General features: G+C 64.2%; 30 protein-coding genes, 2 tRNA genes and 1 other RNA gene. 11 read left to right on the top strand and 22 right to left on the bottom strand.

Going from position 1 to position 25,773, the window contains the following annotated elements:
• The first annotated feature begins 2 nt into the window (after window positions 1-2).
• The 4 genes from LDL28_RS10715 (at window position 3) to LDL28_RS10730 (ending at window position 1,964) form a co-directional block, all read left to right on the top strand.
• Complete coding sequence (locus LDL28_RS10715) at window positions 3-344, top strand: cell division protein ZapA (protein WP_233058536.1); 342 nt, start codon at window positions 3-5, stop codon at window positions 342-344.
• A gap of 9 nt (window positions 345-353) precedes the next feature.
• A non-coding RNA gene (gene ssrS, locus LDL28_RS10720) (6S RNA) lies at window positions 354-512 on the top strand.
• A gap of 10 nt (window positions 513-522) precedes the next feature.
• On the top strand, window positions 523-1,134 hold the full coding sequence (locus LDL28_RS10725; protein ID WP_233058537.1) for a 5-formyltetrahydrofolate cyclo-ligase: 612 nt from the start codon (window positions 523-525) through the stop codon (window positions 1,132-1,134).
• Between the two features lie 14 nt (window positions 1,135-1,148).
• Entirely contained in the window at window positions 1,149-1,964 is an 816-nt protein-coding gene (locus LDL28_RS10730) for a TIGR00282 family metallophosphoesterase (protein ID WP_233058538.1), read from the top strand.
• Window positions 1,965-2,012: 48 nt separating this feature from the next.
• Here the strand turns inward: LDL28_RS10730 and LDL28_RS10735 are convergent, their stop codons facing one another.
• From LDL28_RS10735 to LDL28_RS10760, 6 genes are all read right to left on the bottom strand, one after another.
• Window positions 2,013-3,467, bottom strand: a complete 1,455-nt coding sequence (locus tag LDL28_RS10735; RefSeq protein WP_233058539.1) for an AMP nucleosidase — start codon at window positions 3,465-3,467, stop codon at window positions 2,013-2,015.
• A gap of 29 nt (window positions 3,468-3,496) precedes the next feature.
• Window positions 3,497-4,660, bottom strand: a complete 1,164-nt coding sequence (locus LDL28_RS10740) for an energy transducer TonB (protein WP_233058540.1) — start codon at window positions 4,658-4,660, stop codon at window positions 3,497-3,499.
• Window positions 4,661-4,789: 129 nt separating this feature from the next.
• Window positions 4,790-5,581 (bottom strand): alpha/beta fold hydrolase, encoded by a 792-nt coding sequence (locus LDL28_RS10745; RefSeq protein ID WP_233058541.1) that lies wholly within the window; start codon window positions 5,579-5,581, stop codon window positions 4,790-4,792.
• 11 nt (window positions 5,582-5,592) lie between these two features.
• Complete coding sequence (locus LDL28_RS10750) at window positions 5,593-6,636, bottom strand: NAD(P)H-quinone oxidoreductase (RefSeq protein ID WP_233058542.1); 1,044 nt, start codon at window positions 6,634-6,636, stop codon at window positions 5,593-5,595.
• A gap of 218 nt (window positions 6,637-6,854) precedes the next feature.
• Window positions 6,855-8,315, bottom strand: a complete 1,461-nt coding sequence (gene glnA / locus LDL28_RS10755) for a type I glutamate--ammonia ligase (protein ID WP_233058543.1) — start codon at window positions 8,313-8,315, stop codon at window positions 6,855-6,857.
• Window positions 8,316-8,437: 122 nt separating this feature from the next.
• Complete coding sequence (locus LDL28_RS10760; RefSeq protein WP_233058544.1) at window positions 8,438-8,776, bottom strand: P-II family nitrogen regulator; 339 nt, start codon at window positions 8,774-8,776, stop codon at window positions 8,438-8,440.
• Between the two features lie 152 nt (window positions 8,777-8,928).
• On the opposite strand from LDL28_RS10760, the gene LDL28_RS10765 reads away from it, so the two are divergent.
• Both LDL28_RS10765 and LDL28_RS10770 read left to right on the top strand, forming a co-directional pair.
• Window positions 8,929-10,134: an aminotransferase gene (locus LDL28_RS10765; RefSeq protein ID WP_233058545.1), complete on the top strand. Its 1,206-nt coding sequence runs from the start codon at window positions 8,929-8,931 to the stop codon at window positions 10,132-10,134.
• A gap of 43 nt (window positions 10,135-10,177) precedes the next feature.
• Window positions 10,178-10,253, top strand: a tRNA-His gene (locus LDL28_RS10770).
• A gap of 48 nt (window positions 10,254-10,301) precedes the next feature.
• On the opposite strand, the gene LDL28_RS10775 is transcribed toward LDL28_RS10770, so the two are convergent.
• Both LDL28_RS10775 and LDL28_RS10780 read right to left on the bottom strand, forming a co-directional pair.
• The gene (locus tag LDL28_RS10775) at window positions 10,302-11,162 is read right to left on the bottom strand and encodes an SDR family oxidoreductase (protein WP_233058546.1); all 861 of its coding nucleotides are present in this window, start codon (window positions 11,160-11,162) and stop codon (window positions 10,302-10,304) included.
• Entirely contained in the window at window positions 11,162-12,508 is a 1,347-nt protein-coding gene (locus LDL28_RS10780) for a hypothetical protein (RefSeq protein WP_233058547.1), read from the bottom strand. Before LDL28_RS10780 ends, LDL28_RS10775 begins: the two co-directional genes overlap by 1 nt.
• Window positions 12,509-12,739: 231 nt before the next feature.
• On the opposite strand from LDL28_RS10780, the gene rplM reads away from it, so the two are divergent.
• Window positions 12,740-13,222, top strand: a complete 483-nt coding sequence (gene rplM, locus LDL28_RS10785) for a 50S ribosomal protein L13 (protein ID WP_183482025.1) — start codon at window positions 12,740-12,742, stop codon at window positions 13,220-13,222.
• Between the two features lie 5 nt (window positions 13,223-13,227).
• Window positions 13,228-13,731 carry a 30S ribosomal protein S9 gene (rpsI, locus tag LDL28_RS10790; protein WP_025813040.1) on the top strand — a complete coding sequence of 168 codons (504 nt, stop codon included), beginning with the start codon at window positions 13,228-13,230 and terminating at the stop codon, window positions 13,729-13,731.
• An 81-nt stretch (window positions 13,732-13,812) separates the two neighbouring features.
• On the opposite strand, the gene LDL28_RS10795 is transcribed toward rpsI, so the two are convergent.
• The 3 genes from LDL28_RS10795 to LDL28_RS10805 all read right to left on the bottom strand — a co-directional run bounded on the left by LDL28_RS10795 (window position 13,813) and on the right by LDL28_RS10805 (window position 15,732).
• Entirely contained in the window at window positions 13,813-14,109 is a 297-nt protein-coding gene (locus LDL28_RS10795) for a hypothetical protein (RefSeq protein WP_233058548.1), read from the bottom strand.
• A gap of 26 nt (window positions 14,110-14,135) precedes the next feature.
• Window positions 14,136-14,957: a DNA/RNA non-specific endonuclease gene (locus tag LDL28_RS10800; RefSeq protein ID WP_233059273.1), complete on the bottom strand. Its 822-nt coding sequence runs from the start codon at window positions 14,955-14,957 to the stop codon at window positions 14,136-14,138.
• 121 nt (window positions 14,958-15,078) lie between these two features.
• A complete protein-coding gene (locus LDL28_RS10805) occupies window positions 15,079-15,732 on the bottom strand; it encodes a hypothetical protein (protein ID WP_233058549.1) in 654 nt (217 codons plus the stop codon).
• Window positions 15,733-16,212: 480 nt separating this feature from the next.
• On the opposite strand from LDL28_RS10805, the gene LDL28_RS10810 reads away from it, so the two are divergent.
• Window positions 16,213-16,422, top strand: a complete 210-nt coding sequence (locus LDL28_RS10810) for a hypothetical protein (RefSeq protein WP_233058550.1) — start codon at window positions 16,213-16,215, stop codon at window positions 16,420-16,422.
• A gap of 69 nt (window positions 16,423-16,491) precedes the next feature.
• On the opposite strand, the gene ilvD is transcribed toward LDL28_RS10810, so the two are convergent.
• Window positions 16,492-18,354 (bottom strand): dihydroxy-acid dehydratase, encoded by a 1,863-nt coding sequence (gene ilvD, locus LDL28_RS10815; protein ID WP_233058551.1) that lies wholly within the window; start codon window positions 18,352-18,354, stop codon window positions 16,492-16,494.
• A 186-nt stretch (window positions 18,355-18,540) separates the two neighbouring features.
• On the opposite strand from ilvD, the gene LDL28_RS10820 reads away from it, so the two are divergent.
• Window positions 18,541-20,697 carry an AsmA family protein gene (locus LDL28_RS10820; protein WP_233058552.1) on the top strand — a complete coding sequence of 719 codons (2,157 nt, stop codon included), beginning with the start codon at window positions 18,541-18,543 and terminating at the stop codon, window positions 20,695-20,697.
• A 96-nt stretch (window positions 20,698-20,793) separates the two neighbouring features.
• Window positions 20,794-20,868: transfer RNA gene (locus tag LDL28_RS10825), tRNA-Thr, on the top strand.
• 105 nt (window positions 20,869-20,973) lie between these two features.
• Here LDL28_RS10825 and LDL28_RS10830 read toward each other — a convergent pair.
• The 10 genes from LDL28_RS10830 to LDL28_RS10875 form a co-directional block, all read right to left on the bottom strand.
• Window positions 20,974-21,417, bottom strand: coding sequence for a hypothetical protein (locus LDL28_RS10830; protein ID WP_233058553.1), 444 nt, complete (start codon window positions 21,415-21,417; stop codon window positions 20,974-20,976).
• A gap of 13 nt (window positions 21,418-21,430) precedes the next feature.
• Complete coding sequence (locus LDL28_RS10835; protein ID WP_233058554.1) at window positions 21,431-22,438, bottom strand: hypothetical protein; 1,008 nt, start codon at window positions 22,436-22,438, stop codon at window positions 21,431-21,433.
• A 25-nt stretch (window positions 22,439-22,463) separates the two neighbouring features.
• Complete coding sequence (locus tag LDL28_RS10840) at window positions 22,464-22,613, bottom strand: hypothetical protein (RefSeq protein ID WP_233058555.1); 150 nt, start codon at window positions 22,611-22,613, stop codon at window positions 22,464-22,466.
• Between the two features lie 78 nt (window positions 22,614-22,691).
• On the bottom strand, window positions 22,692-22,892 hold the full coding sequence (locus LDL28_RS10845) for a hypothetical protein (protein ID WP_233058556.1): 201 nt from the start codon (window positions 22,890-22,892) through the stop codon (window positions 22,692-22,694).
• 1 nt (window position 22,893) lies between these two features.
• Window positions 22,894-23,655 carry a hypothetical protein gene (locus LDL28_RS10850; protein WP_233058557.1) on the bottom strand — a complete coding sequence of 254 codons (762 nt, stop codon included), beginning with the start codon at window positions 23,653-23,655 and terminating at the stop codon, window positions 22,894-22,896.
• Between the two features lie 11 nt (window positions 23,656-23,666).
• Window positions 23,667-24,152 carry a hypothetical protein gene (locus LDL28_RS10855; protein ID WP_233058558.1) on the bottom strand — a complete coding sequence of 162 codons (486 nt, stop codon included), beginning with the start codon at window positions 24,150-24,152 and terminating at the stop codon, window positions 23,667-23,669.
• Between the two features lie 2 nt (window positions 24,153-24,154).
• A complete protein-coding gene (locus LDL28_RS10860) occupies window positions 24,155-24,469 on the bottom strand; it encodes a hypothetical protein (protein WP_233058559.1) in 315 nt (104 codons plus the stop codon).
• 101 nt (window positions 24,470-24,570) lie between these two features.
• On the bottom strand, window positions 24,571-24,975 hold the full coding sequence (locus LDL28_RS10865; RefSeq protein WP_233058560.1) for a hypothetical protein: 405 nt from the start codon (window positions 24,973-24,975) through the stop codon (window positions 24,571-24,573).
• A gap of 65 nt (window positions 24,976-25,040) precedes the next feature.
• Window positions 25,041-25,334 carry a hypothetical protein gene (locus tag LDL28_RS10870; RefSeq protein WP_233058561.1) on the bottom strand — a complete coding sequence of 98 codons (294 nt, stop codon included), beginning with the start codon at window positions 25,332-25,334 and terminating at the stop codon, window positions 25,041-25,043.
• Window positions 25,335-25,363: 29 nt separating this feature from the next.
• Window positions 25,364-25,699, bottom strand: coding sequence for a hypothetical protein (locus tag LDL28_RS10875; RefSeq protein ID WP_233058562.1), 336 nt, complete (start codon window positions 25,697-25,699; stop codon window positions 25,364-25,366).
• Between the last annotated feature and the right edge of the window lie 74 nt (window positions 25,700-25,773).

Below are 25,773 nucleotides of genomic sequence, written 5' to 3' on the forward strand. Positions count from 1 at the left end.
CCATGAGCCAGGTGACCGTGCGCATCAACGGCTTTTCCTACGCCGTGGGGTGCAAGGAAGGGCAGGAAAAACATCTTCAGGCCATGGCGCAGGAGGTCGAACGCCGGATCGAGCGTATTCACGCGCTGGGCGGGCATAGCGGGGAAGGGCGGCTGCTCGCCCTGGCCGCCCTGCTCATGGCCGATGAGATCCATGACCTGACGGCGGAAAAAATGTCCTCCGACACCACCCACCAGCTCGCGCTGGGCAGGCAGGCGCGCATCGAGAACGAGCAGCGGCGCGAACAGCTCGCCCACCTGGTCGAACGTGCGGAAAACATTGCAGCCGCCATGGAAGATGACTAATATAAGGGGGCGGGGCTGCCGGGTGCGTCAGGCATGATTCAACCCCTGGGCCGATAAGCACTTCCTAGGGAGCTGGCACTGTCGTGACCGTGGTCACGTTACCTGGCGCCCACCTGCGTCAGCAGGTCCGGGAGGGCTGATCCGACCAACGGCCATGGCGGCTCCGTATTATGGTTTCATGACGTCATCCCAATCCGAATCGTGGTCGATCGTCCGCGCCAAGCAGGCCCTGCGTGATGAAATGACACGGCGGCGGCAGGCTTTCGCCGCCAGCACCACGCGCGCCATGGCGGAAGACAGCCTGTGCCGCCGCATGGTGCGGGGGCTGCGCGCCATGGCGGGGGCGGGGGACTGCATCGCCCTTGTCTGGCCCCTGCCGGGTGAGACCGACCTGCGCCCCGTGATCAGGGCCCTGCATGCCGATGCGCTGTGCGTCGCCCTGCCCGAAACCACGCCAAAGGGCCATCCCCTTACATTTCGCCTGTGGCAGCCGGAATGCATCATCCAGACCGGACGCTATGGCACATGCCACCCCATAGGCCCCCCCGTGCAGCCCGATGTGGTGTGCGTGCCGCTGCTTGCGTTTGACAGGCGCGGCATGCGGCTGGGATATGGCGGGGGTTATTACGATCGTACGCTGGCCATGCTGCCCGGCGCGCGCGCCGTGGGGTTCGGCCTGTCCTTTCAGGAAGTGGCCTGCATTCCCACGGGGCTGCATGATGTTGCATTGCCCGCGATCGTGACCGAACGTGAATGGATCCGGTGTCGTGGTGACGGGCGGACACGGTAAAAAAGGCTGTTTTCTTGAGAATACTGTTTCTGGGCGATATCGTGGGCCGGGTCGGGCGCGAAGCCGTGATTTCCCGCCTTCCGGCGCTGCGGCGTGACCTTGCGCTCGATTTCGTGGTGGTGAATGGCGAAAACGCAAGTCACGGTTTCGGCCTGTCGCCCGCCATCGGGCGCGACCTGCTGGAAGGGGGCGTGGACGTCATCACGCTGGGCAACCATAGCTGGGACCGGCGCGACCTGATCGGCCATATCGGCAGCGAACCCCGCATCATCCGCCCCACCAACTATCCGCCCGGCACGCCGGGACAGGGCAGCGTGGTGGTGGAACTGGTGGACGGGCGCAGGGTGCTGGTCGTGAATGTCATGGGCCGCCAGTTCATGGACGCGATGGATGACCCCTTCCGCGCGATGACCGATATTCTCTCCCGCCACCGGCTGGGCGTGACCATGCACGCGGCCATTGTGGACGTGCATGCCGAAGCCACGAGCGAGAAATGGGCCATGGGGCATTATCTCGATGGCCGGGTCTCGCTGGTGATCGGCACCCACACCCATACGCCCACGGCGGACCATCGCATCCTGTCGGGCGGCACGGCCTTCCAGACCGATGCGGGCATGTGCGGCGATTATGACAGCGTGATCGGCATGGGCAAGGAGGCGGCCATCGCGCGCTTCGTGCGCAAGATGCCCGGCGACCGCCTGCAACCCGCCGAAGGCGAGGCCAGCATCGCGGGCATGATGGTGGAAACCGACGACGCCACCGGCCTTGCCCGCCGCATGGCCCCGGTGCGGCAGGGCGGGCACCTGGCGCCGACGCTGCCGGATTTCTGAGCCCATTTTCAGGCGGTTTCGAACGTGTTGGCTGCCTTGGGGCGCGCCTTACCGGAAGGCCGGTTCGTCAAACCCGCGCAGCTTGCGTGAGTGCAGCCGGTCCACGCCCTGGGCGCGCAACTGCTGCATGGTCTCGATGCCCACCACCAGATGCTGGCGCACCCGCTCGCGATAGAAGGCGTTGGCCATGCCGCGCAGTTTCAGTTCCCCATGCAGCGGCTTGTCGGACACGCACAGCAGCGTGCCATAGGGAACGCGGAAGCGGAATCCATTGGCCGCGATGGTGGCTGATTCCATGTCCACCGCAATGGCGCGGGAGGTGTTGATGCGGGTGAACAGCGCATTGAGCCGCAGTTCCCAGTTGCGGTTATCCGTTGTCATGACCGTGCCGGTGCGCAGGCGGGTCTTGACCTCGGCATCGTGCAGGCCGGTCACGCGGGCGGTCACGTCCTGAAGGGCGACCTGAACTTCCGCAATGGGGGGAACGGGCACCCAGGGCGGCAGGTCGTCATCAAGCACATGGTCGTCGCGCAGGTAGCCATGGGCCAGCACGTAATCCCCCAGCTTCTGGCTGCGGCGCAGGCCCGCGCAGTGTCCGACCATAAGCCAGCAATGCGGGCGCAGCACCGCGAGGTGGTCCGTGATCGTCTTGGCGTTGGCGGGGCCCACGCCGATATTGATGAGGGTGATGCCATCGCCATCGGGGCGGCACAGGTGGTAGGCGGGCATCTGGGGCAGGCTGTGGCCCGCATGGGGGACGGCATGCTGCGTGTCGCGGGTATGGATGATCTCGCCCGGCTCGACAAAGGTGGTGTATTGCGTGCCGCTATCGACCTGCGCATGCCCGTATTCACGGAATGCATCGACGTAACGCTGGTAATTGGTCAGCAGGATGAAGCGCTGGAAATGGTGCGGCGCCGTGCCGGTATAGTGATGCAGGCGCGCGAGTGAATAATCCGTGCGCGCCGCCGTGAACAGCGCCAGCGGCCGGGGTGTGCCGGGGCGGGGGATATAATCGCAGTTGGCGATCGAATCATCGGTCACATGCAGGTCCGGCAGCGCGAAGTGCGACTGGATCCACACCAGGTCGGCTTCCGTCAGGGACGTGACCGCTTCTTCCATCACATAGGACAGCGGGATCGGCTGGCGTGACAGCCCGACCAGAACCGGCGTTTCATAGTGGTGCAGAAGGCTTGCGATCTGTTCGCGCCAGTAATCGGCAAACAGGGCGGGGCGCGTCAGGGTCGTGCCGTAGAAACCGGGTTCAAGCACCACATCGAAGGGTGGGCGCGGACCATCGGGCGGCAGCGGCGCATTGGGGATGAAGGCCAGATAGGGATAGACCGCATCCGCCAGCCCCGTCGTGTCGCGCGTGGCGAAGGCATGGCGGATCCGGGCGGCGGCGCGGTCGTACAGTTCGGTAATATGGGCCACGGCGTCAACGGCATTATCGAACGCACGGAAATCACGCCCCGCCTGTTGCAGTACTCCGGCTGTATCCATGCTGCGTGCTCCCGCTGTATCTGTTCCGCCTAGCGACGGATGAGAATGTAGTTGATGGTCAGGTCGATGGGGAATGTGTCGCCCTGCATATCCGGTGGCACGGGCGGTAGCTGGGCATTGCGGAACATCCCCACCGTCGCCGCGTCAAGGTAATAGGATCCGGACTGCCCGGTCAGGCGTACCTTGGTGACATGGCCCTCGCGGTCGAGTTCCACATGCACCGAGGAGGGGCCTTCCTCACCCGCGCGGGCGGCTTCCTCGGGGTAGTACATGTGGCTGCGGATCCAGCGGTCGAGTTCGTTGCCGTAATCATCGCTCACGCCCTTGATCTGGGTGCTGGAGGAATAGGGCGCGTTGATCCTGCCATTGCTGACCACCGGGCCGAGCGACAGGTCGATCGGTCCCCCCGTGCCGCCCGCGCGGCCCTGCCGGCTGCGGCGCGGCAGGGGCGAGCCGGAGAATGACCAGTTCATCGGGTGCTGGAGCGCGGCATACGCGTTGGGCGATGTCTGGCTGTGCGACTGCTGGGCCGCGTGCTGCCCATGGCCCGAAGTCTGCATGGAGGGGTTGAACTGGTCCTGCTGCTGCGACTGCGGCACCGACAGGTCGGACGGTGCCTCGCTCAGCGGTGGGGCGGAGGGGGTCTGTGCGCTCGGGCTGTTGGCCGAGGGCGATGAATCCTCGCTGTTCTGCGGCTGGTTGGGATTTTTTTCCTGCGCGGTGGGTTCGCGCTGCGCATCCTGCTGCGGGTGGGGCGTGTTCTGCCCCCCCGCCATGTCGGGCGAGGACTGGCCCTGCAACCCGCTCGACGTGGGTGGCGAGAACACCATCTCCACCTGCGGTTCGGATTGCATCGCGTCGGGCGTGCCATGCTGGCGGTGATGGGCGGATTCGATCAGGATGACAACCAGCAGCGCCGCGTGCACCAGTCCCGATACGGCAATGGCCCGGCCCGGGCCGGGCGTTTCCACCGTGTCGGGACGGATCAGGCCCGAAAGCATGGGGCGCAGTTTGCGGTAGCCCGGTGGCTGCGGCACGACCCCGCCGGGCAGCAGGCGTTCGCGCGCGGGCGACTGGAAGGATTCGCGCGCGCCGGAAGACGGCTGGGTGTCGGCCACCCCTGTGCCATGTGGGATCAGTACGGGCTCCACGGCGTTGCGCCACCGGGAGGAGGGACTGAGTGTCGCCGTCATGAAAGGCTACGGGTCTCCGCCATGCTGGTCTGTTGTGGGGGCCGCGTGCCTGCCTGCCCTGTTATATCGCCAGCATAACTGACGCGGGGGGGGAGGTTGTCAAGGACCGGATATGTAACGGAACGTCGTTCAGTAACTTTCTGTGAAATTTTCCAGTAATTGCGCAAATCGCTGTGGATTTTCGACATGCAGCCAGTGTCCCGCCCGTTCGATCAGTTCCAGCCGGTAGCACGGAAACAGCCTGCGCATGATGCCATAATGCTCGGAGCGGATATAGGGCGAATTCTCGCCCGCCAGGAACAGCGTAGGGCCGGGATAGGTATAGCCTTCAGGCATGTAGGGCCAGCTTTCCACATTGGACAGGGAGTCCACGATCTCGCGCAGCCCGATGGTCCAGCCCGGGTCTTCCCCGATGCGGATGTTCTGGAGCATGAGCGCCCGCACATCGCTATTGGGAATATAGTGCTGGAGCAGCGTGTCCGCCCCCGCGCGGTTAAGGAAGGGCGGGAAGGTGACGCGCAGCATCTGCTCGGCCAGCCCGAACTGCCCGTGCCCCGTGCGCGCGGGCGGGATATCGGCCACCAGCAGGCTATGCACCATGCCCGGCCGGGTCAGCGCCAGTGTCATGGCGACCTTGCCCCCCATGGAATGGCCGACCAGGGTGGCGGGCAGGGCGTTATGGTGGCCCAGCGTTTCCAGCAGGTCGCCCGCCATGGCGTTGTAGTCCATAAGGCCGTGCGGGCTGTCGCCATGGTTGCGCAGGTCGATGGCCAGCGTGCGCCGCGTGCGGGCCAGGCGGCGCTGGAAAAAGCCAAGGTTGCGCGCCCGGCCGAACAGGCCATGCAGCAGGACAATCGGCGGGCGGCCCGCCGTGTCGGGTCCGTTTTCTTCGGGTCCACGCTCGATGACGTTCAGTAGCACCAGATCCGTTCCTATCGCCCTGTCACACCGGTGGCCTGCTGCTGGAGGTCCAGCATGATTTTTCCCATATGCGACCCGTTTTCCATGAGTGTATGGGCATCGGCGACCCGCGCAAAGGGGAAGGTGGCATGGATGAGCGGGCGAATGGCCCGGCGCGCGAGCAGGGGCCACACGCGCGCTTCGAGCTGCCGGGCGATTTCCGCCTTGTAGGCGCTGTCGCGCGGGCGCAGCGTGGTGCCGGTCACGACCAGCCTGCGGGTCATGATGCGGGCCAGATTGACGCCATCGGCCCTGGCCCCACCCTGAAGTGCTATGATCACCAGCCGTCCCTCCGGTGCGAGTGAACGCAGGTTACCCTCCAGATACGACGCGCCGACCATGTCCAGTATGACATTTACGCCCGCGCCCTGCGTCAGTTCCTTTATGCGCTGGGGAAAATCCTCGGTCCGGTAATTGATGGCCGCGCTGGCCCCCAGCGCGGTGCACAGCGCGCATTTGTCATCCGTCCCGGCGGTGGCATAGACCGTGCCCCCCAGTTCACGCACAAGCTGGATGGCGACGGTGCCGATGCCGCTGGTGCCGCCATGGACCAGCACGCGCTCCCCCGGTTTCAGCCCCGCCGTCATGAACAGGTTGGACCAGACGGTGAAAAACGTCTCGGGCAGGGCGGCGGCATGGATCGCGTCGAACCCGACCGGCCACGGCAGGCATTGCCCCGCGGGCACGGTGCAGTACTGCGCGTAGCCCCCGCCATTGACCAGCGCGCAGACCCGCGCCCCCAGCGCCGGGAAACCGTCCGCCGTCACACCCGCGCCATGGGCCACCACTTCCCCCGCGATTTCCAGGCCCAGCAGCGGGCTGGCCCCCGGCGGCGGCGGGTACAGCCCCTGGCGTTGCATGATGTCGGGCCGGTTGATGCCCGCCGCCATGACCCGGACCAGCACTTCCCCCGCCGCTGGCTGCGGCACCGGCACGGTGGAAAGGGCAAGGGAATCGGGACCGCCGGGCGCGGCTATGGTGACGGCCTGCATGGTGTCGGGAACGTGCTGGGTCATGTCTGTCCTCCTGTGGCGTAGCATGCGGCATGTACGCGCCGAGGTGTAGGTGATATGGCGACCCAGACGGGCGGGTGAGGGGCGAAATCAGGCAAACGTGTGGTTTTTTCGCCGGTTGCGCGCGGATTTGCGCGCCCGCGCACCAGACATGAAAAAAGCGCCGGAACCTGCTGGTCCCGGCGCCCGTGTCTGACCCTTCCAAAAAAAGGAGGGTGGGATCAGACGGAGTAGTACATCTCGAACTCGGCCGGATGCGGGGTGTGTTCGAACTTGAACACGTCCTGCCACTTGATTTCGCAGTAGCTTTCGATCTGGTCCTTGGTGAACACGCCACCGGCCAGCAGGAACTCGTGATCGGCTTCCAGGGCGGTCAGGGCTTCACGCAGGGAGCCGGCCACGGTCGGGATCTGCTTCAGTTCTTCGGGCGGCAGGTCATACAGGTCCTTGTCCATGGCGTCGCCCGGGTGGATCTTGTTCTTGATGCCGTCCAGGCCAGCCATGAGCATGGCGGAGAACGCGAGATAGGGGTTCGCCGTCGGATCGGGGAAGCGGACCTCGACGCGCTTCGCCTTCGGGCTGGTCGCGTAGGGGATGCGGCACGAAGCGGAGCGGTTACGCGCCGAGTAGGCCAGCAGCACGGGCGCTTCGAATCCCGGGATCAGGCGCTTGTAGGAATTGGTGGACGGGTTGGTGAAGGCATTGAGCGCCTTGGCGTGCTTGATGATGCCGCCGATGTAGTACAGCGCCTCGTCCGACAGGTCGGCATAGCCGTTGCCGCCGAATGTGGGCTTGCCGTCGCGCCAGATGGACTGGTGCACATGCATGCCCGAACCGTTGTCGCCATAGATCGGCTTCGGCATGAACGTGGCCGTCTTGCCATAGGAATGGGCGACGTTATGCACGCAGTACTTGTAGATCTGCATGAAGTCGGCCGCCTTCACCAGCGTCGCGAACTTCGTGCCCAGCTCGTGCTGGGACTGCGCGACTTCGTGGTGGTGCTTCTCGATCGGCAGGCCCATCTCGCCCATCGTGCTCAGCATTTCGGCGCGCAGGTCGCCTTCGCTGTCCACGGGCGCGACGGGGAAGTAGCCGCCCTTCACGCCGGGGCGGTGGCCCATGTTGCCTTCGGGGTAGTCCTTGAGCGACGCGCCGGGGCCTTCAACGCTTTCCAGCTCGTAGGTGCCGAAATTCGGGCCGGTGCCGAAACGCACGCTGTCAAAGATGAAGAATTCGGCTTCCGGGCCGAAAAAGGCGGTGTCGCCCAGGCCGGTGGACTTCAGGTACTGCTCGGCCAGCTTGGCGGTCGCGCGCGGGTCGCGGTTGTAGAACTGCCCGGTGGAGGGCTCCACGATATCACAGACCAGGATGAGCTGCGGCTTGGCGGAGAACGGGTCCATGACCGCCGTTGTCGGGTCAGGCAGCAGGATCATGTCGCTTTCGTTGATGGCTTTCCACCCCGCGATGGAGGAACCGTCGAACATGAAGCCTTCGCGGAAGGTGTCTTCCTCGATCGTGGTGACGTACTGGGTGGTGTGGTGCCACTTGCCACGCGGATCGGTGAAACGCAGGTCAACCATCTCGACCGCGTTTTCCTTGATGATTTCGAAAACCTTCGCGATGGCTTCAGCGGAATGCGACGGTGCCGAGACCGAGGCAGAAGCCTGTGCTTTTTTTGCCATGTTAAATTTACCTGTCCTGACTCTAGTGTGCCGTTCCATGCGGCGCGGCGGTTATGGTTACGGAAACGTAAGTCCGCTGTCGATAGCCTAGATACATGGCTTCAATGTGCGGATGGCCCGTCTCAGACGGCATCGGCCCCCCGTTCCCCCGTGCGGATGCGGATCACATCCGACACGGGCGTGACAAATATCTTGCCATCCCCGATGCGTCCCGTGCGGGCCGCGGTCATGATTGCTTCAATCGCACGTTCGGTCATGTCGTCCGTGCATACGATTTCCAGCTTAACCTTGGGCAGGAAGTCGATGATGTATTCAGCACCCCGATAGAGTTCCGTCTGGCCTTTCTGGCGTCCGAAGCCCTTGGCCTCGATCACGGTAATGCCCATCAGGCCGATTTCATGCAGGGCATCTTTCACCTCGTCGAGCTTGAAGGGCTTGATGATGGCTTCGATCTTTTTCATGCCGCTGTGTCAGTCTTCCGTCCTGTGGCGCGTGTTCGCACGCCGTTTATCTGGCGCGACAGGGTTGCACGGCTTTGGATTTCAGGCAATCGGATGATATTGCAAAAAAGCGCGCACGCGCACTCACAGGCCCGTATGATCAGGATGCGACGATGAAACCGACGAACTCCATGCTTTCGGGGCTCTCGACCACCATTTTTTCCGTCATGTCCGCGCAGGCGGCGGAACATGGCGCGATCAATCTGGGTCAGGGCTTTCCCGATACCGAAGGCCCGCGTGACCTGGTGGAAGCCGCCGCCGCCGCGCTGCGCGACGGGCGCAACCAGTATCCCCCGCTTGCGGGGGTGCCCGAACTGCGTCGCGCCGTGGCGCGGTCCAATGCGCGGTTTTACGGTATCTCGGTCGATCCCAACCGCGAGGTCGTGGTGACGTGCGGGGCGACGGAGGCCATTACCGCTTCACTCATGGCGCTGGTCAACCGGGGGGATGAGGTGGTGGTGTTCGAACCCCTGTACGACACCTACCTGCCGGTGCTGGAAATGCTCGGCGCGGTGGTGCGCACCGTGCGCCTGGCCCCCCCGCACTGGGATCTGCCGCGCGCCACGCTGGCCGCCGCCTTCAGCCCGCGCACCAAGGCCGTCCTGCTCAACACCCCCATGAACCCGACGGGCAAGGTCTTCACCCGTGACGAGCTTGAGTTCATTGCCGGGCTGCTGGCGCGCCACGATGCCTATGCCGTGTGTGACGAGGTTTACGAACACCTGACCTTCGCCCCCGTCCGCCATCAGCCGCTCATGGCGCTGCCGGGCATGCGTGAGCGCACCATCCGCATCGGCAGCGCGGGCAAGAGCTTTTCCATGACCGGGTGGAAGGTGGGGTATGTGACCGCCCCGGCCCCGCTGGCCGATCTGGTGGCCAAGGCGCATCAGCTCCTGACCTTTACCGTGGCCCCCAACCTGCAACGTGCGGTGGCGCTGGGACTCGACAAGGATACCGCCTATTTCGAGCGGCTGGCCGAAGGGATGCGCTCGGCACGGGACTGGCTGGCCGAAGGGCTGACGCGCGCCGGATTCGATGTGCTGCCGTGCAATGGCAGCTACTTCCTGATCGCCGACATCACGCCGCTGGGCTTCAGCGGGGGTGATGTCGCGTTCTGCCAGCAGATGGTGCGCGATGGCGGGGTCGCCGCGATTCCGGTCTCGGCCTTTTACGACCCGCGCGGCACGGACATTCCCGACAGCTTCGTGCGCTTCGCATTCTGCAAGAAGGCCGGGGTCATCGCTGCGGCCATCCAGCGGCTGCAAACGGTACGGGAGCGGCTTTGCACAGGAAATGTTGCAGAAATTCAAAAAGGGTAATTGACGCGCGCCCGTGGCTTCTCTAAATCACGGCCCAGATGTGGCGGACGTAGCTCAGTTGGTAGAGCGCCAGGTTGTGGTCTTGGATGTCGCGGGTTCGAGCCCCGTCGTTCGCCCCACTCTATTTTCCCAAAAATAACGTATACGATTTCAGGCAGTCAGCCGGTTCATGCCGGTTGCCCGAACGTACGGGTCAGCCCTGCCGCCAGTGAGTGGGGCTGGAACCCGAGCTGCGCGCGCATGGGCGCGATATCGAAAATCTTGTCTTCCAGCAGCCGCCTGACCTCGGCGGGCCTTATGCGCGGCAGTCCCGGCAGGCGCAGCCGCGACAGGGCAATCAGCACCGGCCCCGGCACCGGCAGCACGCGACGTGGGCGCAATCCGGCGGCCTGCGCCACCATGCGCGTGAAGTCGCGATAGGCGACCTGATCCGGCCCGGCGATGACCAGGCTGTGCGGTCCGTCCCATGCGCGGTCCAGGGCCGCGATCAGGGCGCGGGTCACATCGCCCTGCCATATGGGCTGGATGCGCGCCCGCCCCCCGCGCGGCAGTGGCAGCAGCGGCAGGCGGCGCATGAGGGCCGCGAGACGCTGCACGTTGTCTTCGCCCATGGCGCCATAAATCATGGTGGGATGAAGCAGCACGCCATCGCGGCCGGAGCGGGCGAAGGCCGCGGCCCCATGCAGCACGCCACGCGCATGCGCATCGGGCCAGCGGGTGAAGATGCGCGTACTGCCAAGTGCCACGATCCGCGCGCCTGGGGGCGCTGCCGCCAGCACGGCGGGCAGGTGGCGCGCATGGGCGGTCAGCGCCACGTAGGTCGCATCGGCCAGCGCGGCGCGGAGGGGGGCGGGATCGTTTTCCAGATCCGCCACGCGGGCGGGAATGGCGGCCCCCGTGGCCTGCCAGCGCGAAAGGTCGCGCACGACCGGGACAGGCGCGCGCCCCTGCGCGGCCAGCGCGCGGCACAGCGCCAGCCCCGACCGGCCGGTCGCGCCGATGACATGCACCGGCCCGCTATCGGGCATCAGGGCGTGGAGATGGTCAGGCCCAGCGGGGCCGCGACCGAAGGATCCCCCGCCATGGACAGGGCGATGCCCAGCATCATGAGGTTGACCGGCTTCATCGGGCGCAGGGCAACCTGGAGCGGGTGATCCGCCGGGGACTGCAGGAAGCGGCCCATGGCGCGCATGGATGCGTCATCCGAACCGTTGAGCGTGCCGAACAGGTTCTGCCTGTAGGCTTCCACATCCATGTCGCGGCTTCTGGCCAGACCGGCCAGCACGTGATCCGCCAGCGAATGGTCTTCCCATGTCAGGGCGGCGGAGACGACGCGGGCGGTCTCGGGGATGATGGCCATGTCGTCAAAGGGGATCTGGTCCAGCTCGGCCACCATGCTCAGGTTGCCCATGTCCGGCGCGTTGATGGTCAGCGGCTCCAGGCGCACGCGGCTTGCGTTGCGGTCGCTGGTGCTGTTGGCGTGGATGTTGCCGGTGAAATGGTCGTAGCCGAAGGCATTGAGGATGGAGGGGTTATCCGTTCCGGTGGACCAGATGGTCAGGTTGGTCAGGGTCGTATCCATCCTGTCCTCCGTCTCGGTGGAGGTGCGGGACGTGGCGACATGGTCGATCTGGAGCATGGGATGCGTGCTGTCGATCTCGACCTTTTTCAGATCCATGGTCTGCGCATGGCTTTCATGGATCAGGTGGCCCGACTGGATCAGGCTTGCCACCTCCCCCGCGAAATCCGGGCCATCGAATTTGATATGCTCGACGGACAGGCGGCGCGTGGGTGTGAGGTTGATCTGGGTCGCCAGCCGGTCCAGATCCAGGCTGGACGACCGGCCGGTCCCGTACTGCCCCACCACCATGCGCCCGACCGTAACATCGGTCTGGCTGCGGGGAATGGCCAGATGCATGTTGATGAACGTGCCCCGGTCCAGCACGAGGGAATCGAAGCCCAGCGGCCGGGCCATGTCGGCGGTGGCGCGTGCGGTATTGGGCAGCACGAGGTTCGTGAGCGCCACCTGGTCCAGCGAGATCGTGCTGTCCGGCGTCATGACCTTCACATCGCGCAGGACAAGGCTGCCGATCCGTTCGCCCTGCACGTTGTTGCCGGTCAGCCCGCCCAGCCGCACATCCGCCGCCGTAAGCGTCATGGCCGGGTTGTGATAGGTTACGGCCGTAAAGTGCGCGCCGCGCGCCAGCGTGCGCGGCCGGGCCGTGGCGTAGCTGAACGAGGCGTCAGGCCCGAGGGAGGCCCGGAAGTCGGCAATGCCGGCTTCGAGCCTGCGCTCGGCAAAATGGTGCACCCCCCAGCCGCCGACAAGCAGCGCAAGTACAAGCAGGGGAATGGCGGGATAGAGTTTCTTCACGAGCCTGACATCCGTAATAAGCCTGAGCCGAGTGCTATCGCATTCCGCCCCCCCTCGGCAATCGCCTGAGGGGAAGGTGGGGCCGGAAAGATGGCGGTATCATGATACCACACGCTCTTTTTTACCGGAAAAATGCCGCCTCCCGGCATTATGCACTTGACGTTTACCGCGCGTACGGATGATAACGCGCCACCCGTTACCGCTACATTATCTGGACGGAACACTGAATCCATGAAGACCACACCCTCGCTGAAACCCGCAGAGGTGACGCGTGGCTGGACCCTGATCGACGCCGAAGGCCTCGTTCTGGGCCGGCTGGCGGCGATCATCGCCCAGCGCCTGCGCGGCAAGCACAAGCCCCAGTTCACCCCGCATGTTGATTGCGGCGACAACATTGTCGTCATCAACGCCGAGAAGATCCGTCTGACCGGCAACAAGGTGAACCAGAAGCTGTTCCATTACCACACCGGCTATCCCGGCGGGATCAAGGAACGCACGATCACCCAGCGCCTGACCGGCAAGAACCCCGGCGATGTCGTGCGCAAGGCGGTCGAGCGCATGATCACCCGTGGCCCGCTGCAGCGCGCGCAGATGAAGCATCTGTACGTCTATGCCGGCAGCGAACACCCGCATGACGGGCAGAAGCCGCAGGTTCTTGATGTTGCATCGCTGAACCGCAAGAACGCCGTCACCACCCAGAACGTCGGGGCCTGAACATCATGTCCGAAACACAAGAGCGTACAGGCACGCTGGCCGACCTGAAGGAAGCCGTCGCGACCGGTCAGGTTGTCTCCTCGCAGGAAGCCGCACCCGTTTACGAAGCCAAGCGCGACGCGCAGGGCCGTTCCTACGCCACGGGTCGCCGCAAGGACGCGGTTGCCCGCGTGTGGATCAAGCCGGGCAAGGGCGACATCATCGTCAACGGTCGTCCGGTCGGCACCTATTTCGCCCGTCCGGTCCTGCGCATGCTGATCACGCAGCCTTTCCTGGTTGCCGATCGCTACAACCAGTTCGACGTGTACTGCACCGTTGTTGGTGGTGGTCTGTCGGGCCAGGCTGGTGCGGTCCGTCATGGCATCAGCCGCGCGCTGACCCATTACGAACCCGCGCTGCGCAGCATCCTGAAGGCCGCGGGCTTCCTGACGCGCGATTCGCGTGTTGTTGAACGTAAGAAGTACGGCCGCGCCAAGGCTCGCCGCTCCTTCCAGTTCAGCAAGCGCTGATCCTGCTTTTCCCGCTGCCTTGCGGCGGGATACGGGTTTTTCAACAGGGTCGGTTCCGCAGGGAACCGGCCCTGTTGTGCATCAGGGCCCTGTCTGGCGGGTAAAGGGGTTGGGCATCCGCCCCGCCTTGCGTGTGGGCAGGTGTGTGGGCAGGTCTTTCTGGGCGGCGAGGGTATCCACCACCTGCTGGAAGAACGCCAGCAACGCGCGCGCGCGCTCCAGCCCGGCGCTGTCGCGGTCCAGGTTCGTCTGGCCGTAAAAGGCGATGCTGTCCGTGCCGTTTTCCACCGTCATGCCGCCAATGGTGCGGCTGGCGCTGTTATCGGCAAAGGGCACGAGGCCAGCCTGCGTACCGGCGGGGGGGTGATGGGCTGTCATGGTCATGTCTCCTCTGGCCTTCCTTCTTACCATAGCGAACGGGTATGGCGTGGGTGTCGCGTTCGTCGTGGCGTGCGCATCCTGCCGAAGGGCAGGGTCATGCAGACCTGTTTCATGTCCGGGGGCAGCGCGGGGAAGGGATCGATCCCCGTTACATGGGTAAGCAGGGCCACGCTGACATGACTGCAGCCGGGATTGCGCGCCGCATTGTGGCATACATATACCCCCGTCTGCCGCCCGCGCGGATCATAGACCGCCTTCCATGTCGAGGTCGGGACCAGTACCCGGTCCGGGCCGATCGCAGTGATCGTGCGGGTATGGAAGGCCGGGCCGGTCACGACGTACAGTTCCCCCTCGCGCAGGGCCAGCCTGCGCACCGCCGATTCGATATCGGCCCATCTGCCCCGGTTCAGTTCCGCGCGCTGGGGCACGATGTTGGACAGGGCGAAGCTTTCCTCCTGCGCCTGCCGGTCGGGCATGTCGCCCGATGGCGCCATGTGTCCACGGTCGAAACCGGAACGGACATAATCCTCCAGTTCCGCGCGGAGGGGGACGGGAATGCGGGGGTCGGGGTGGAAGTCGCCCTGGCGCGGGGTGGACATGGCGGCCCGGACCATGGCGGCGTCAAGATGCTCGGCGGCCCATAACGGTTCATGCGCCAGACCGGAATACAGCACGGCGAACCGGGCGCTGCACAGGATCTGCGTCTGTGCCGCCAGTTGGGCATTATCGAGCACCGGCAACTGGTTGCCGGCCCCGAACCGCAGGCATTCTTCCGCCCGTGCCGCCGCCACACCGCCACCCATGGCGAGCAGGAAGGCTAGGACCGGGACAAGCCGGTTCCACATGCGCGGGGCGGGCGGGGATGTCATCCGTCTGTTGTGGTCAGGCAGGTTGTCATGGTTGCCGGCGCAGGTGTGGTGAATCCCGCGCTCAGCTCCGTGCGGCACGCGCCGTGGGGGTGCGCCATCAGGGCGTGTTCGGCCCGGTGGGCGGGGGCAGGTCGGTCTGGTCCTGGCTTCTGGACAGGGCGATCGACACATCCACGGTTTCCTGATTGACCAGCACATCGAACTCCCGGTCCACCGTGAGGTTTCCGGCCATCGGGAGCATGTCGCCAAAGCGCAGGCGGGTCCAGTCGATCCGGTCATGCGCCTGCCGGGTCATGTCGAAGCCCAGCATGGGATGCGTCGCGCCATCGGGCGCGGTGTAGGACCATGCGAAGTGGCAGCTTGCAGGGGCATTGCGCTGTGTGAACAGCGTATGGACGAAGCCGGGCGTTACATCGGTCTGCAATGTGTTCATCAGGTAATGCGGCGCCTGCTGTTGCAGCGCGGGCGTTACCTGCGCATTGAAAATGCCAGCCCGGATCATTTCGGGCATATGGGCCAGGAAGATGGTCTGGTTGAGGGTGATCTCGACCCGGCATGGCGTGGTCCGGGCAAAGCGGGTGTCGATGCCCCATGCATGGGCCGTGGTCTCGCTGCCCATGATCGGCGCGGGATAGGCCGGGGCGGCATGGGTGGCGCGGGGCAGGCCGGCCAGCGCCAGACACAGCGCAAGCACCCCGCCCGGAATGGCGCGGCGAAGGATGGGCCGGGATGGGGGAAGGGGGAAAGACATCAGGCAGGTCAAGGGGCGGCACCGGGTCTGTCGGTTGGTTGCGTGGGGCAGGAAAACAGCTTTTATCCTGATTCTGTCACGTAGGGCAGGGGATGGCTGGCCTGTCCTGCCGGTTTGACATGAAAATAAATAATACCGCCCCGCGCAACCTGTCCACACTGTATTGTTTCAGTATCGACTCGGGCAGATGGCGCATGATCATGAAAATGCCACAATAACGGACTTTCTCTTCCCCGGTTTGAAAAGACCAGAGGCAGCATGATGCTGTGCGCCCACAGGCCAGTCACATCAGGAAAGGGTTTTTGACGGTCTGTTTTTTATGTCCGGGCGCTCAGGTCAGGCAACTTCCCCGGCTCGTGTCGCGTTGGCGCGGGCAGGGCAACGATAAAGCAAAAATCGTGCCATAATTGGTCAAGCGGCCGCCCCGTGGATGGGGACAGGCCGCAAGCCGCCAGAACCGGCAGCTCAGGGCAGGAAATCATGTTCGATTCAAAAATCATAGAAGTGGATGGCGTGTTCGTGGGGGCCGCCATCATCACCGGCATCGCCACATCGCTACGCTTTTATGCCGCGCATGACAGTGTCCGCTCGCTGCATAACGCCATCCTGCCAGATCTGGCGGCGCTGCGGGAACATGTAACCCGCACATTCCGCCGCAAGGGGCAGCACGACCCGGGGGCCGTAGGCTGAACGCGCAACGCCCCGGCGGGAAAGAGCGGTCCCGCCGGGGCGTCGTATTGTCCGTCCGGGCCGGTCGTATCAGCGGCTGGTGCGGCGGCCGATCTGGCTGACATCGCGCACCGCGCCACGGGCGGCGCTGGTGGTCAGTGCGCTATAGGCCTGCAACGCCACGGAAACCGTGCGCTTGCGGTCCGGCTGCCAGGCGCGCGCGCCGCGTTCCTCCATCCGGTCCCGCCGGGCGGCGAGTTCGGAATCACTGACCGTGGTGCGCAGGATGCGGTTGGGAATGTCGATCTCGATCGTGTCGCCTTCCTCCAGCAGCCCGATGATCCCGCCTTCCGCCGCCTCGGGCGAGATATGACCGATCGACAGCCCCGAACTCCCGCCCGAAAAGCGGCCATCGGTAATCAGCGCGCATTTCTCGGCCAGTCCCTTGGATTTCAGGTAGCTGGTCGGATACAGCATTTCCTGCATGCCGGGACCACCCTTGGGGCCTTCGTAACGGATCACGACCACATCCCCGGCCACGATGTCGTTGCTCAGGATGGCGGAGACCGCGGCGTCCTGGCTTTCGAAAATGCGCGCGGGCCCCGTAAAGGTCAGCAGGTTCGCCGCAACACCGGCGGTTTTGACGATGGCGCCATCTTCCGCAAGGTTGCCGAACAGCACCGCCAGCCCGCCGTCGCGGCTGTAGGCATGGGCCGCATCGCGCAGCGCGCCGTCAGCGCGGTCGGTATCAAGCGTCTTGTACCGGCTCGACTGTGAAAACGCCTGCGTGGTCCGCACCCCGCCGGGGGCCGCGCGGAAGAAGGTCCGTGCCGCCTCATCCACTGTTGGCGCGCTGATGTCCCATTTATGCAGGGCCTGCGTCACCGTGGGGGCATGCACGCTGGGTACGTCGCCATGCAGCAGCCCCATGCGGGCCAGTTCACCCATGATGGCGGGAATGCCGCCCGCGCGGTGCACGTCCTCCATATGGACATCCATGCGCGAGGGCGAGACCTTGCACAGGTTCGGCACCTTGTGGGACAGGCGGTCGATATCCGCCATGGTGAAATGGACTTCCCCCTCATGCGCCGCCGCCAGCAGGTGCAGGACCGTGTTGGTCGAGCCCCCCATGGCGATATCGACCGACATGGCGTTTTCAAACGCGGCCTTGCTGGCGATGCCGCGCGGCAGGGCGGTTTCATCATCATGCTCGTACCAGCGGCGGGCGAGTGCCACGATCTCGCGGCCCGCGCGCATGAACAGTTCGCGTCGGTCGGCATGGGTGGCGACAAGGCTGCCATTGCCGGGCAGGGCGAGGCCCAGCGCCTCGGTCAGGCAGTTCATGGAATTGGCGGTGAACATGCCCGAGCACGACCCGCATGTGGGGCAGGCGGAACGTTCGATCTGGTTCGACTGTTCATCGCTGACATCGGGGTTGGCCGCCGCCACCATGGAGGTGATGAGGTCAACCTGCTGCTCGGCGCCGTTGTTCAGCACCTTGCCCGCTTCCATCGGCCCGCCGGATACGAAGATGGTGGGGATGTTCAGCCGCATCGCCGCCATGAGCATGCCGGGCGTGATCTTGTCGCAGTTGCTTATGCACACCAGCGCATCGGCGCAATGCGCGTTGACCATATACTCCACCGCATCGGCGATCAGCTCGCGCGAAGGGAGGCTGTACAGCATGCCGCCATGGCCCATGGCGATGCCGTCATCCACCGCGATGGTGTTGAACTCACGCCCCACGCCGCCCGCATCGGCCACCGCGCCGGCCACGAGCTGGCCCAGATCCTTGAGGTGGACATGACCGGGCACGAACTGCGTAAAGGAATTGGCGATGGCGATGATCGGCTTGCCAAAATCACCATCCTGCATACCGGTTGCACGCCACAGGCTGCGCGCACCGGCCATGTTGCGGCCATGTGTCGTAGTGCGGGAACGATAGGCAGGCATGACGGTGACCTCGCGATCAGGTATGATAAGGGATTGAATCTGCCTGACCGCATACAGGACACGCGGGCCACGCGCCAGCCCCCAGGTGCGGCCGGGTGCGCGCAACGGCGGATGTGGCCGCAACTCCGGCTGTGACCACCCGTTTATCTGATACTTTTTTTTCCATGCACAAGGAGTGTGCGCAGTATGTCCGGACCGGACCGTGAGAACAGCCACCAGCACATGCAGGGCGGCGGCCTGCTGGAACAGTTGTATTTTCCGGTCACGGGCGCGCTGGCCGCCGCTGTGCTTGCGCTGGTCATTTTCTGGTCATGGGACTGGTTCGTACCCCTGGTGGAGCACAAGGCCGGTGAGGCGCTGGGCCGCCGGGTCACGCTGGCGCACCTGCATGTCCAGATCGGCCGGGTCACGCGCATCACCGCCGATGATGTCCGTATTGACGAGCCGGAGGGGTTTGACAGCCTGCCCCCCTTCGCCACGGCGGCGCATCTGATGGTGGGGGTCAACCTGTGGCACCTGCTGGGCGGCAGGCTGGATCTGCCGGTCATTGCGCTGGATGCGCCGGTTGTCGAACTGGATGCGCGCGGGGATGGCGAAGCGAACTACCATTTCTCCCATGGTAAAAAATCTGGCGGGAAAGCGGGCGGCGGAAAGGAAGCATCCACCCCGCTGCCACGGATCGGTGAGCTGAACATTAACGATGGCCACCTGCACCTGGTGCATGCGGGGCTGCGGAGCGACATGCGGGCCGAGGTGCATACCACCCCGGGGCGGGACAGGGCCGGGCCACGGATCGTGGCGGATGTACGCGGCACCTATACCGGGCAGGCGATTACGGGACGGTTTTCGGGTGGGGCGCTGGTCTCGCTCATGGACCGCGCGCAGCCGTACCCGATAGATGTGGCGGTCCAGCATGGCCCCACGGAGCTGACGCTGGTCGGCTCGGTGGAGGATCCGCTCTCCTTCAGTGGCGCGCGGCTGCGGCTGACACTGGCGGGGCCGGATATGTCGCTGCTCTATCCGCTGACGGGCGTGATCATTCCGCAGACCCCCGCCTACCATGTGGCGGGCAGCCTGGATTATCTGGACCGGCGCATCCGCTTTCATGATTTCGAGGGCACGGTCGGCTCCAGCGACCTGGGGGGCACGCTGCGTATCGACCCGCATCAGGCCGTGACCTTCGTGGATACGGATTTGCATTCCCGCCATGTCGACCTGGCCGATCTGGGCGGTTTTTTCGGGGCGACGCCCGGGGAGCATCCGTCCACCGCGCAGCAGGCGGCGGAAGAAAAGGCGCATGAGGCCAGTGGCGCGGTCCTGCCCACCGCGCCCATCAGCCTGCCCCGGCTGCGGGCGACCAACGTGCATCTGGCCTATCATGGCGACCATATCGAGAACCGGCATACACCGCTCGACAATATCGACGTGCTGCTGGATGTGCGCGACGGCGCCATTGATGTCCATCGCCTGAACTTTGGCGTGGGAAGCGGCAGGCTGGCCAGCAGCGGAACCTTCGTGCCCGAGGGGGATGGGGTCAATGCGCGTATCCGTATCGATATGGAGGAGATCGACCTTTCCCGGCTCATGAAGGCGCTGGGGAACTACCAGGGGCAGGGGACCATTGGCGGGCATATCACCATCCATGGCCGTGGCCGTTCACTGGCCGAGATCGTGGGCAGCGGCAATGGCGGCGTCACCATGGCGCTGGATGAAGGCGGGGATATTTCCGCCATCCTGCCCGATCTCGTGGGGCTTGAGTTCGGCAAGGCGCTGCTGTCCGTTCTGGGCCTGCCCGCCCGTACCGACCTGAAATGCCTGATTGTGGACATGCCGCTGCAAGAAGGCGTCTTCCATACCCATACCCTGCTGCTGGAAACGGGGGATACGCGCACGGTGGGCAAGGGGGATGTCAGCTTCAGCAACAATACCATCGACTATGCCCTCATGACCCGCTCGCGGCATTTCGCCATCGCCTCCCTTCCCGGTCCGCTGTATATCACGGGGGCGCTGAAGCATCCGCGCATCACGCCGGGGGCCGAGGTCATCGGCCGGGCGCTGGCTTCGGTGCTGACGGGCTTTGTCTTCTCCCCGGTCGGGCTGCTGCCGACGATCGAGGCCGGGGTGGGTGAAAAATCCGCCTGCGCCAGCGCGCTCAGGGAAGTCGAGACGAATCCGGCCGCCGGGATCGCGCCCCATGCACGCCATCCGGGGCAGCGCAGGGCGGGCGGCCGTGCCGCCCCGGCCCGGCAGGCAGCGGCGGGGGGGAAGGATTATGACGGCCTGAGCCGCGCGGAACGTGATTATATCCACTCCGTATGGGCGCGCAGGATGGCCGCGCATTAAAGGTGGAATCCCTGCTTGACCATGCAGGCCATTTCGGCAAAAAGAAGGAGCAGACGTGACAGGAGGCTCCCCACCGGGGGCCAGATCCGCCGTCAGGCCGGGTTAGCACAGTGGTAGTGCAGCGGTTTTGTAAACCGAAGGCCGGGGGTTCAAATCCCTCACCCGGCACCACATTCTTATATAAAACAGTTATTTAGAAAAAGCGCACGGGGCGCAGGCGGCGCATTGTTCGCATACGACCCCGGCAAAAAAGTCGGCATATAGCAGTCTGTGAGATTAGTCGCTTTTGGTGGGGATTTCGTCCGCCCTGCCTTCTTTCTCCCCCGATGTGCTGGCCTCTTCCGGCTTGCTTTCTACGGTCGCCTCGGCAGGTGCTTTGAGGTTTTCCTGTACCTTCTCGACAAAGCTTGCCGGAATCACTGTAGCCACAGTGGTCGAGGAGGTCAGCTTCTGGTCATCCGTCGCACCTACCGAATGGGCTACGTCACCCACCGTGCTGTGCATGCGGGGAGCGTTCAAGGCTTCGTTCCGGGCGATGCGGGCGGCGTGGGCTTCACCGATCAGCACGTTAAGGGGCCTGTATTCGGCCATGGTCAGGGCACGGCCGGAAAGGATCGCGCCCCTTATCGTTGGCCAGACGGAGGAGAACGGCGCATCAGTTCCGGCCAGACGGGCCATGACGTCCTGGAACGTGCTGTCGGCTGCATAATTATGGGACATGGGAATGTTCCTTTCAGATGGTGTTGGCGTCTTCATCGCGCATGACCGACAGGCGCCGGAGACCGTCACGCAGGGCCCGGTTGTCACGCGCCAGATAGGGCAGCCCATGCCGGTCGTATGCGAGATCGAGATCAGGATCGAAATTGGCTTCGCGCAGGATATCCTTGCGGTCGAGATAGAACCGTTTGCGCTTTGGGCCATGGAAACCGTGGGAGAGCATCCCCGCCACCACGCCAATATCCTGCTGCACATAATCATCACATAGTGCCGCGAACTGTCGCAGCCGCCGTGTGCAACTGGGGGATGTGTAGGTATCAGACGTATTCAGCAGGCCGGCAAAGGCCATGGCGGAAATGTAGTCGGCCGATCCGGTCACCAGCCAGTCAGGCAATCCCCCGATGGCGTCATATACATCGGCCCGGAATGCCCAGGCATAGCCGTAGTGCTGGCGCCAGTCGCGACGCTGGCCAGATTTGAGCATCCATGCCGCCGTAGGCCGCCCCAGTCCGTAGTCATCAGGGGTAACGCGGATATCACCTGCTGCCCAGGCCGCGCAAAATGAACGGTCCATGATGCGACCGTTTTCATCCTCCACCGGGTTCTCGTCCGGTCCAAGGTCCACGGAATAGGACCATGGCTGACCCACACGGTGAACCTGAAGCATGTCCAGTGTGGCGTGCGCCCAGTCGGATCGCTGGAAAAACACGTCGGCATCGACCTGGGCAATATATCGGGCTGAGTCCGGCAGGCGCTGGCGGCCGTAGCGGATCAGTCCTTCCTTGAGCCAGTTTTCCTGGCGGTCGGATCCACGCACCTGGAACAGACGAACATGTCGGAGCAGGAAGTTCCCATCATCGACCGATAGAACGAAAGGCCGCTCGCCAATGACGTGCTCGACAATGGTAAGGCTGACCCCACTGTCCAGCATGTGGGGAATGAAGCGGCGGAGCAGGCGCTCGCGCGATTTCCAGCCGCGATTGTTGGAGAAGACACAGATGACGTGCAGGTCGGATGATTGCATCAGGGCACCGGGATGGAGAGATGGGTCAGGGAGCAGGGGGGCCGAGGCGGTCAGCAATGCTGCGCCTGCGCCTGGCGGACATGATCAGGGAGAGGATGACAACCACGATCTGGCTGACAATCGCGCCGCCAGCGAACACCAGCAGGTCATGCATGGCCACGACCCCAGCATTCACTGACGAAGCGCCACATGATGACCCCAAGCGAAATGGCGGCTCCCGCCGCCATTCCACCGGCGAAGATCGCCAGAGATTTCATGATGCCTGGATCGCGGCATTCGCCGCCGCGCACTTGGCGGCCAGATCATCCATGGCGGCCGTGGTGGGGCCGGTCTTGCTCAGGGTGGCCTCGATCGCCTCTTTCACATCCGTGTAGACCTCGGGGCCGTATTTCTCGACCAGGCCGGCGATGGTGGTGGCAGCGCCAAGGATGGCGCTGATTTCCGCAGCGGTCATGTCAGTTTCCCGTCGTGGTTGTGGTTGTGGTGGTGGCTGGGGGCACCAGATCGGTGCAGGCGGTGGGCATGGTGCCGGCCTTCACGCCGATCCAGCAGGTCTGGAAGCTGGCGAAGTCGGCCTCCAGACCGGACACTGCGGTCGAGGTCAGGGAACTGCCCTTGTCGATCTGCGCCTGGAGCGTACTGATTTCGTTATAGACGGACTGGCTGGCCTTCTTGATCAGGGCCTTGTCGGAGTCTGACAGGATGATGCCGGGCACCTTTCCGGCCATGACGTCGGGCATCGGTTCGGCCAGGACATCATAGGCGCTTTCCAGATCGTCGACCGACTGCCCAAGCTTGACCTGCGTGGTCGATCCGCAGGCGGAGAGCATCAGGCCAGCACCCATCAGGCAGGCAAAGGCGCCCATGCTCATGCCAGAAGTCCGGTTGGGCACGGTGTCAGGCGCAGTGGAAGCAGGAAGCGCGAGCGTGCCGTCGGTCAGCAGATGCGGGGCCGTGGCACGGATGACCTGTATCGCGGCCGGTCCCACATCCCGATGTGTTGCGAGCGCGCTCACCACAGCGACGAGCGCCGGATTCGCGTTCGTGTCGGAGGTCGTGTCATTGAGCAGGAGCGGCAGGGAGGCTGCCAGAAGCGCCACGGCCGCCGCCTGCGGAATGGCGTTGAACCATGTGGCGACAACGGTGCCGACCACGATGACAAGGAAAAACAAGGTGGTGGGCTGCCGCAGCCATGCGGATGCCGTTTTGGGGTTCATGAGGCGGTCCTTCACATTGCATCAATCGCAGCCTGAAACAGGGTGCGGTTGGCCCCGGCGTTCGCAGCGCCAAGAGCGGTGTTGTAAAACTGCTTGTGGTAGGCGGAGAGCGCAGCCGCATCGGTCGCGGGCGGCAGCGGAGCCGGAGCGCGAAACACCTGCACGCGTGCCATGGCGCAGGCATAGCGCAGGTTGGAAACCAGTTGACGCAGGCGAGGCTCGGGTGAGAGCAGGGTGCGGATACGGGGGGTCAGTGCAGCCTGTGCCGTGGCGTGCAGGAAATTGTTCCAGCAGTCCTCGTGCGTGGCGGGCTCCATCTGCCACAGTCCCAGTGCCGGTCCATTGAACTGGCGCAGATAGGCGGCGCGGCTTTCCGCCAGGGCGATACCGGTCAGCAGATTGACGGCGGCCGGTCCATCCAGTGCGATGGCCTGAAGGGTGGGAAGCACGATTTCACGCTTGAGCTGCCCGACATCAAGACCGGTGCATACGGTCATGATCATGATGCACCGAACATGAGATGCTTGAGCAGAAGCAGTCCCGACGTACCGGCACTGGAGCCGAGCAGCGTGACCATGAACAGGGCGCCACGTACCCTGCCCCGTTTTTCCGCATTATCTTCCGTGAAGGTGTTGAGCTTCGCGTCAAGTTTGTCAAACCGGGCTTCCATCCGGCTTTCCATACGGGCTTCGAAGGTTTCCCGTCCTTCACGCTCAACGTTTTGTCTGGTTTCCATAGCAGTCATCCTTCGATCCAGCGAAAGAAGACTGATCTGCTGTTCCTGCCCCGGAGGTTCAGGAGGCGAGATATCCATAGGGCAGTCCCTTGTGCACGATCAGATTACGAGCACAGAGGTTGCATATGACCGGCGCACCCGTACACAGCGAAATGACGGGTGCGACGTTATTAAAGGCATCAGGTATTGGAAGTGCCATTTATGGTGATTGCCCTGGGAGGAAAGGTCAGGGCTGGTGCTGTCAGTGCACTAGCCGCCACCGTAGGCGCCATGGGTGAAACGGGCAGTGTAAAGATGCACGTAATGGTGCGGCCCTGATCGGTGTTGACGGCTATCCGCACTTTGTAGCGCATCCCGGGTTGCCCACCAGACAGGCCGATCGAGACAGTACTATTCTGGAATATGGCCCATTCGATGGTCAGACCGGTGACATTGGCGCCAGATACGTCATCGATCGCTATCTTGCTGATGCTGTCGTTACAGTCCGCCATCCAGTCGGAACAATCCACGCTGTAATCGAGCGCATCGCCAGCAGATTTTTCCGGCCATGAGCAGGGAAAGGAGCGGATGGATATACCCCGCATGGCGCTATCACCTGGAACAGGAAGGGGTATCGTCCGGCTTCGGGACGCAACCCATGTCAATCCTGTCATGATGTGGCCGGAGAAGCGGTTTCATTTGTGGCGGCCGCTGGGGTCTGTGTGGGGGCGGGAGTATAGATGCTTCCCGCCGGATGCGCCCCGGCCGCATCAAGCCCCAGCGCCATGCCAGCGGGCGGGGTGAAGTCATTGGCGCTGGACAGCGATATCGCCATGATGACGTACCCCACCTGCTGCCAGCCAAGCTGCGTCGTGCGATAAAGGACATAGTTCTGGGGGGCGGCTGCGGCCGGTGTGGCCGTCTGGTTGGTTGCGGTGGTCGTTGAGGAAGTCGTATCGGTCATGGTCGATATCTCCGGATATTATGGGCAGATCAGGCCGTGGCGGTGGTCATTACATCCGTGGGCCGGGCGGGCAGCGTGGTGCTGGCGGTATCCGTGCCGTTGGCGATCGCGTTAATGGCCAGGACGTAAGCCTTCATGTCGGCCGTAAATGGCGTGCCCATGGCAAAAGACGTGGCGATCTGCTGATTGATCCACGTCTGCGCGGTGGCCGCCTGCATTTTCAACGGCACTGCGGTAACAACAGGCGTATAGGCGACAACCGCCCCATTCTGCACACCTTGCCCCGTTGGCTGGCGGGTAGCCCATTGTGCTGCCGTCAGGGCAACCATGCTGCCAGCGGAGGGGACGCCAGAGGTATCGGACATATTCCATGCATCATACCAGCCTGTCACAGGCGTTGGCTGTGCCGCAGCCACATCGTATGCAGCGTAATACCGCG

Origin of the sequence: Komagataeibacter sp. FNDCR2 (assembly GCF_021295395.1) — a bacterium.
GTDB lineage: Bacteria > Pseudomonadota > Alphaproteobacteria > Acetobacterales > Acetobacteraceae > Komagataeibacter.

What these genes read in the sequence shown, in the direction of transcription:
- LDL28_RS10715 (WP_233058536.1), top strand. Translation starts at nt 3, where the DNA reads ATGAGCCAGGTGACCGTGCGCATCAACGGCTTTTCCTACGCCGTGGGG.
- LDL28_RS10725 (WP_233058537.1), top strand. Translation starts at nt 523, where the DNA reads ATGACGTCATCCCAATCCGAATCGTGGTCGATCGTCCGCGCCAAGCAG.
- LDL28_RS10735 (WP_233058539.1), bottom strand. Translation starts at nt 3,467, where the DNA reads ATGGATACAGCCGGAGTACTGCAACAGGCGGGGCGTGATTTCCGTGCG.
- LDL28_RS10740 (WP_233058540.1), bottom strand. Translation starts at nt 4,660, where the DNA reads ATGACGGCGACACTCAGTCCCTCCTCCCGGTGGCGCAACGCCGTGGAG.
- LDL28_RS10750 (WP_233058542.1), bottom strand. Translation starts at nt 6,636, where the DNA reads ATGACCCAGCACGTTCCCGACACCATGCAGGCCGTCACCATAGCCGCG.
- glnA (WP_233058543.1), bottom strand. Translation starts at nt 8,315, where the DNA reads ATGGCAAAAAAAGCACAGGCTTCTGCCTCGGTCTCGGCACCGTCGCAT.
- LDL28_RS10760 (WP_233058544.1), bottom strand. Translation starts at nt 8,776, where the DNA reads ATGAAAAAGATCGAAGCCATCATCAAGCCCTTCAAGCTCGACGAGGTG.
- LDL28_RS10765 (WP_233058545.1), top strand. Translation starts at nt 8,929, where the DNA reads ATGAAACCGACGAACTCCATGCTTTCGGGGCTCTCGACCACCATTTTT.
- LDL28_RS10775 (WP_233058546.1), bottom strand. Translation starts at nt 11,162, where the DNA reads ATGCCCGATAGCGGGCCGGTGCATGTCATCGGCGCGACCGGCCGGTCG.
- rplM (WP_183482025.1), top strand. Translation starts at nt 12,740, where the DNA reads ATGAAGACCACACCCTCGCTGAAACCCGCAGAGGTGACGCGTGGCTGG.
- rpsI (WP_025813040.1), top strand. Translation starts at nt 13,228, where the DNA reads ATGTCCGAAACACAAGAGCGTACAGGCACGCTGGCCGACCTGAAGGAA.
- LDL28_RS10795 (WP_233058548.1), bottom strand. Translation starts at nt 14,109, where the DNA reads ATGACAGCCCATCACCCCCCCGCCGGTACGCAGGCTGGCCTCGTGCCC.
- LDL28_RS10800 (WP_233059273.1), bottom strand. Translation starts at nt 14,957, where the DNA reads ATGTGGAACCGGCTTGTCCCGGTCCTAGCCTTCCTGCTCGCCATGGGT.
- LDL28_RS10805 (WP_233058549.1), bottom strand. Translation starts at nt 15,732, where the DNA reads ATGTCTTTCCCCCTTCCCCCATCCCGGCCCATCCTTCGCCGCGCCATT.
- LDL28_RS10810 (WP_233058550.1), top strand. Translation starts at nt 16,213, where the DNA reads ATGTTCGATTCAAAAATCATAGAAGTGGATGGCGTGTTCGTGGGGGCC.
- ilvD (WP_233058551.1), bottom strand. Translation starts at nt 18,354, where the DNA reads ATGCCTGCCTATCGTTCCCGCACTACGACACATGGCCGCAACATGGCC.
- LDL28_RS10820 (WP_233058552.1), top strand. Translation starts at nt 18,541, where the DNA reads ATGTCCGGACCGGACCGTGAGAACAGCCACCAGCACATGCAGGGCGGC.
- LDL28_RS10830 (WP_233058553.1), bottom strand. Translation starts at nt 21,417, where the DNA reads ATGTCCCATAATTATGCAGCCGACAGCACGTTCCAGGACGTCATGGCC.
- LDL28_RS10835 (WP_233058554.1), bottom strand. Translation starts at nt 22,438, where the DNA reads ATGCAATCATCCGACCTGCACGTCATCTGTGTCTTCTCCAACAATCGC.
- LDL28_RS10845 (WP_233058556.1), bottom strand. Translation starts at nt 22,892, where the DNA reads ATGACCGCTGCGGAAATCAGCGCCATCCTTGGCGCTGCCACCACCATC.
- LDL28_RS10850 (WP_233058557.1), bottom strand. Translation starts at nt 23,655, where the DNA reads ATGAACCCCAAAACGGCATCCGCATGGCTGCGGCAGCCCACCACCTTG.
- LDL28_RS10855 (WP_233058558.1), bottom strand. Translation starts at nt 24,152, where the DNA reads ATGACCGTATGCACCGGTCTTGATGTCGGGCAGCTCAAGCGTGAAATC.
- LDL28_RS10860 (WP_233058559.1), bottom strand. Translation starts at nt 24,469, where the DNA reads ATGGATATCTCGCCTCCTGAACCTCCGGGGCAGGAACAGCAGATCAGT.
- LDL28_RS10865 (WP_233058560.1), bottom strand. Translation starts at nt 24,975, where the DNA reads ATGCGGGGTATATCCATCCGCTCCTTTCCCTGCTCATGGCCGGAAAAA.
- LDL28_RS10870 (WP_233058561.1), bottom strand. Translation starts at nt 25,334, where the DNA reads ATGACCGATACGACTTCCTCAACGACCACCGCAACCAACCAGACGGCC.
- LDL28_RS10875 (WP_233058562.1), bottom strand. Translation starts at nt 25,699, where the DNA reads ATGTCCGATACCTCTGGCGTCCCCTCCGCTGGCAGCATGGTTGCCCTG.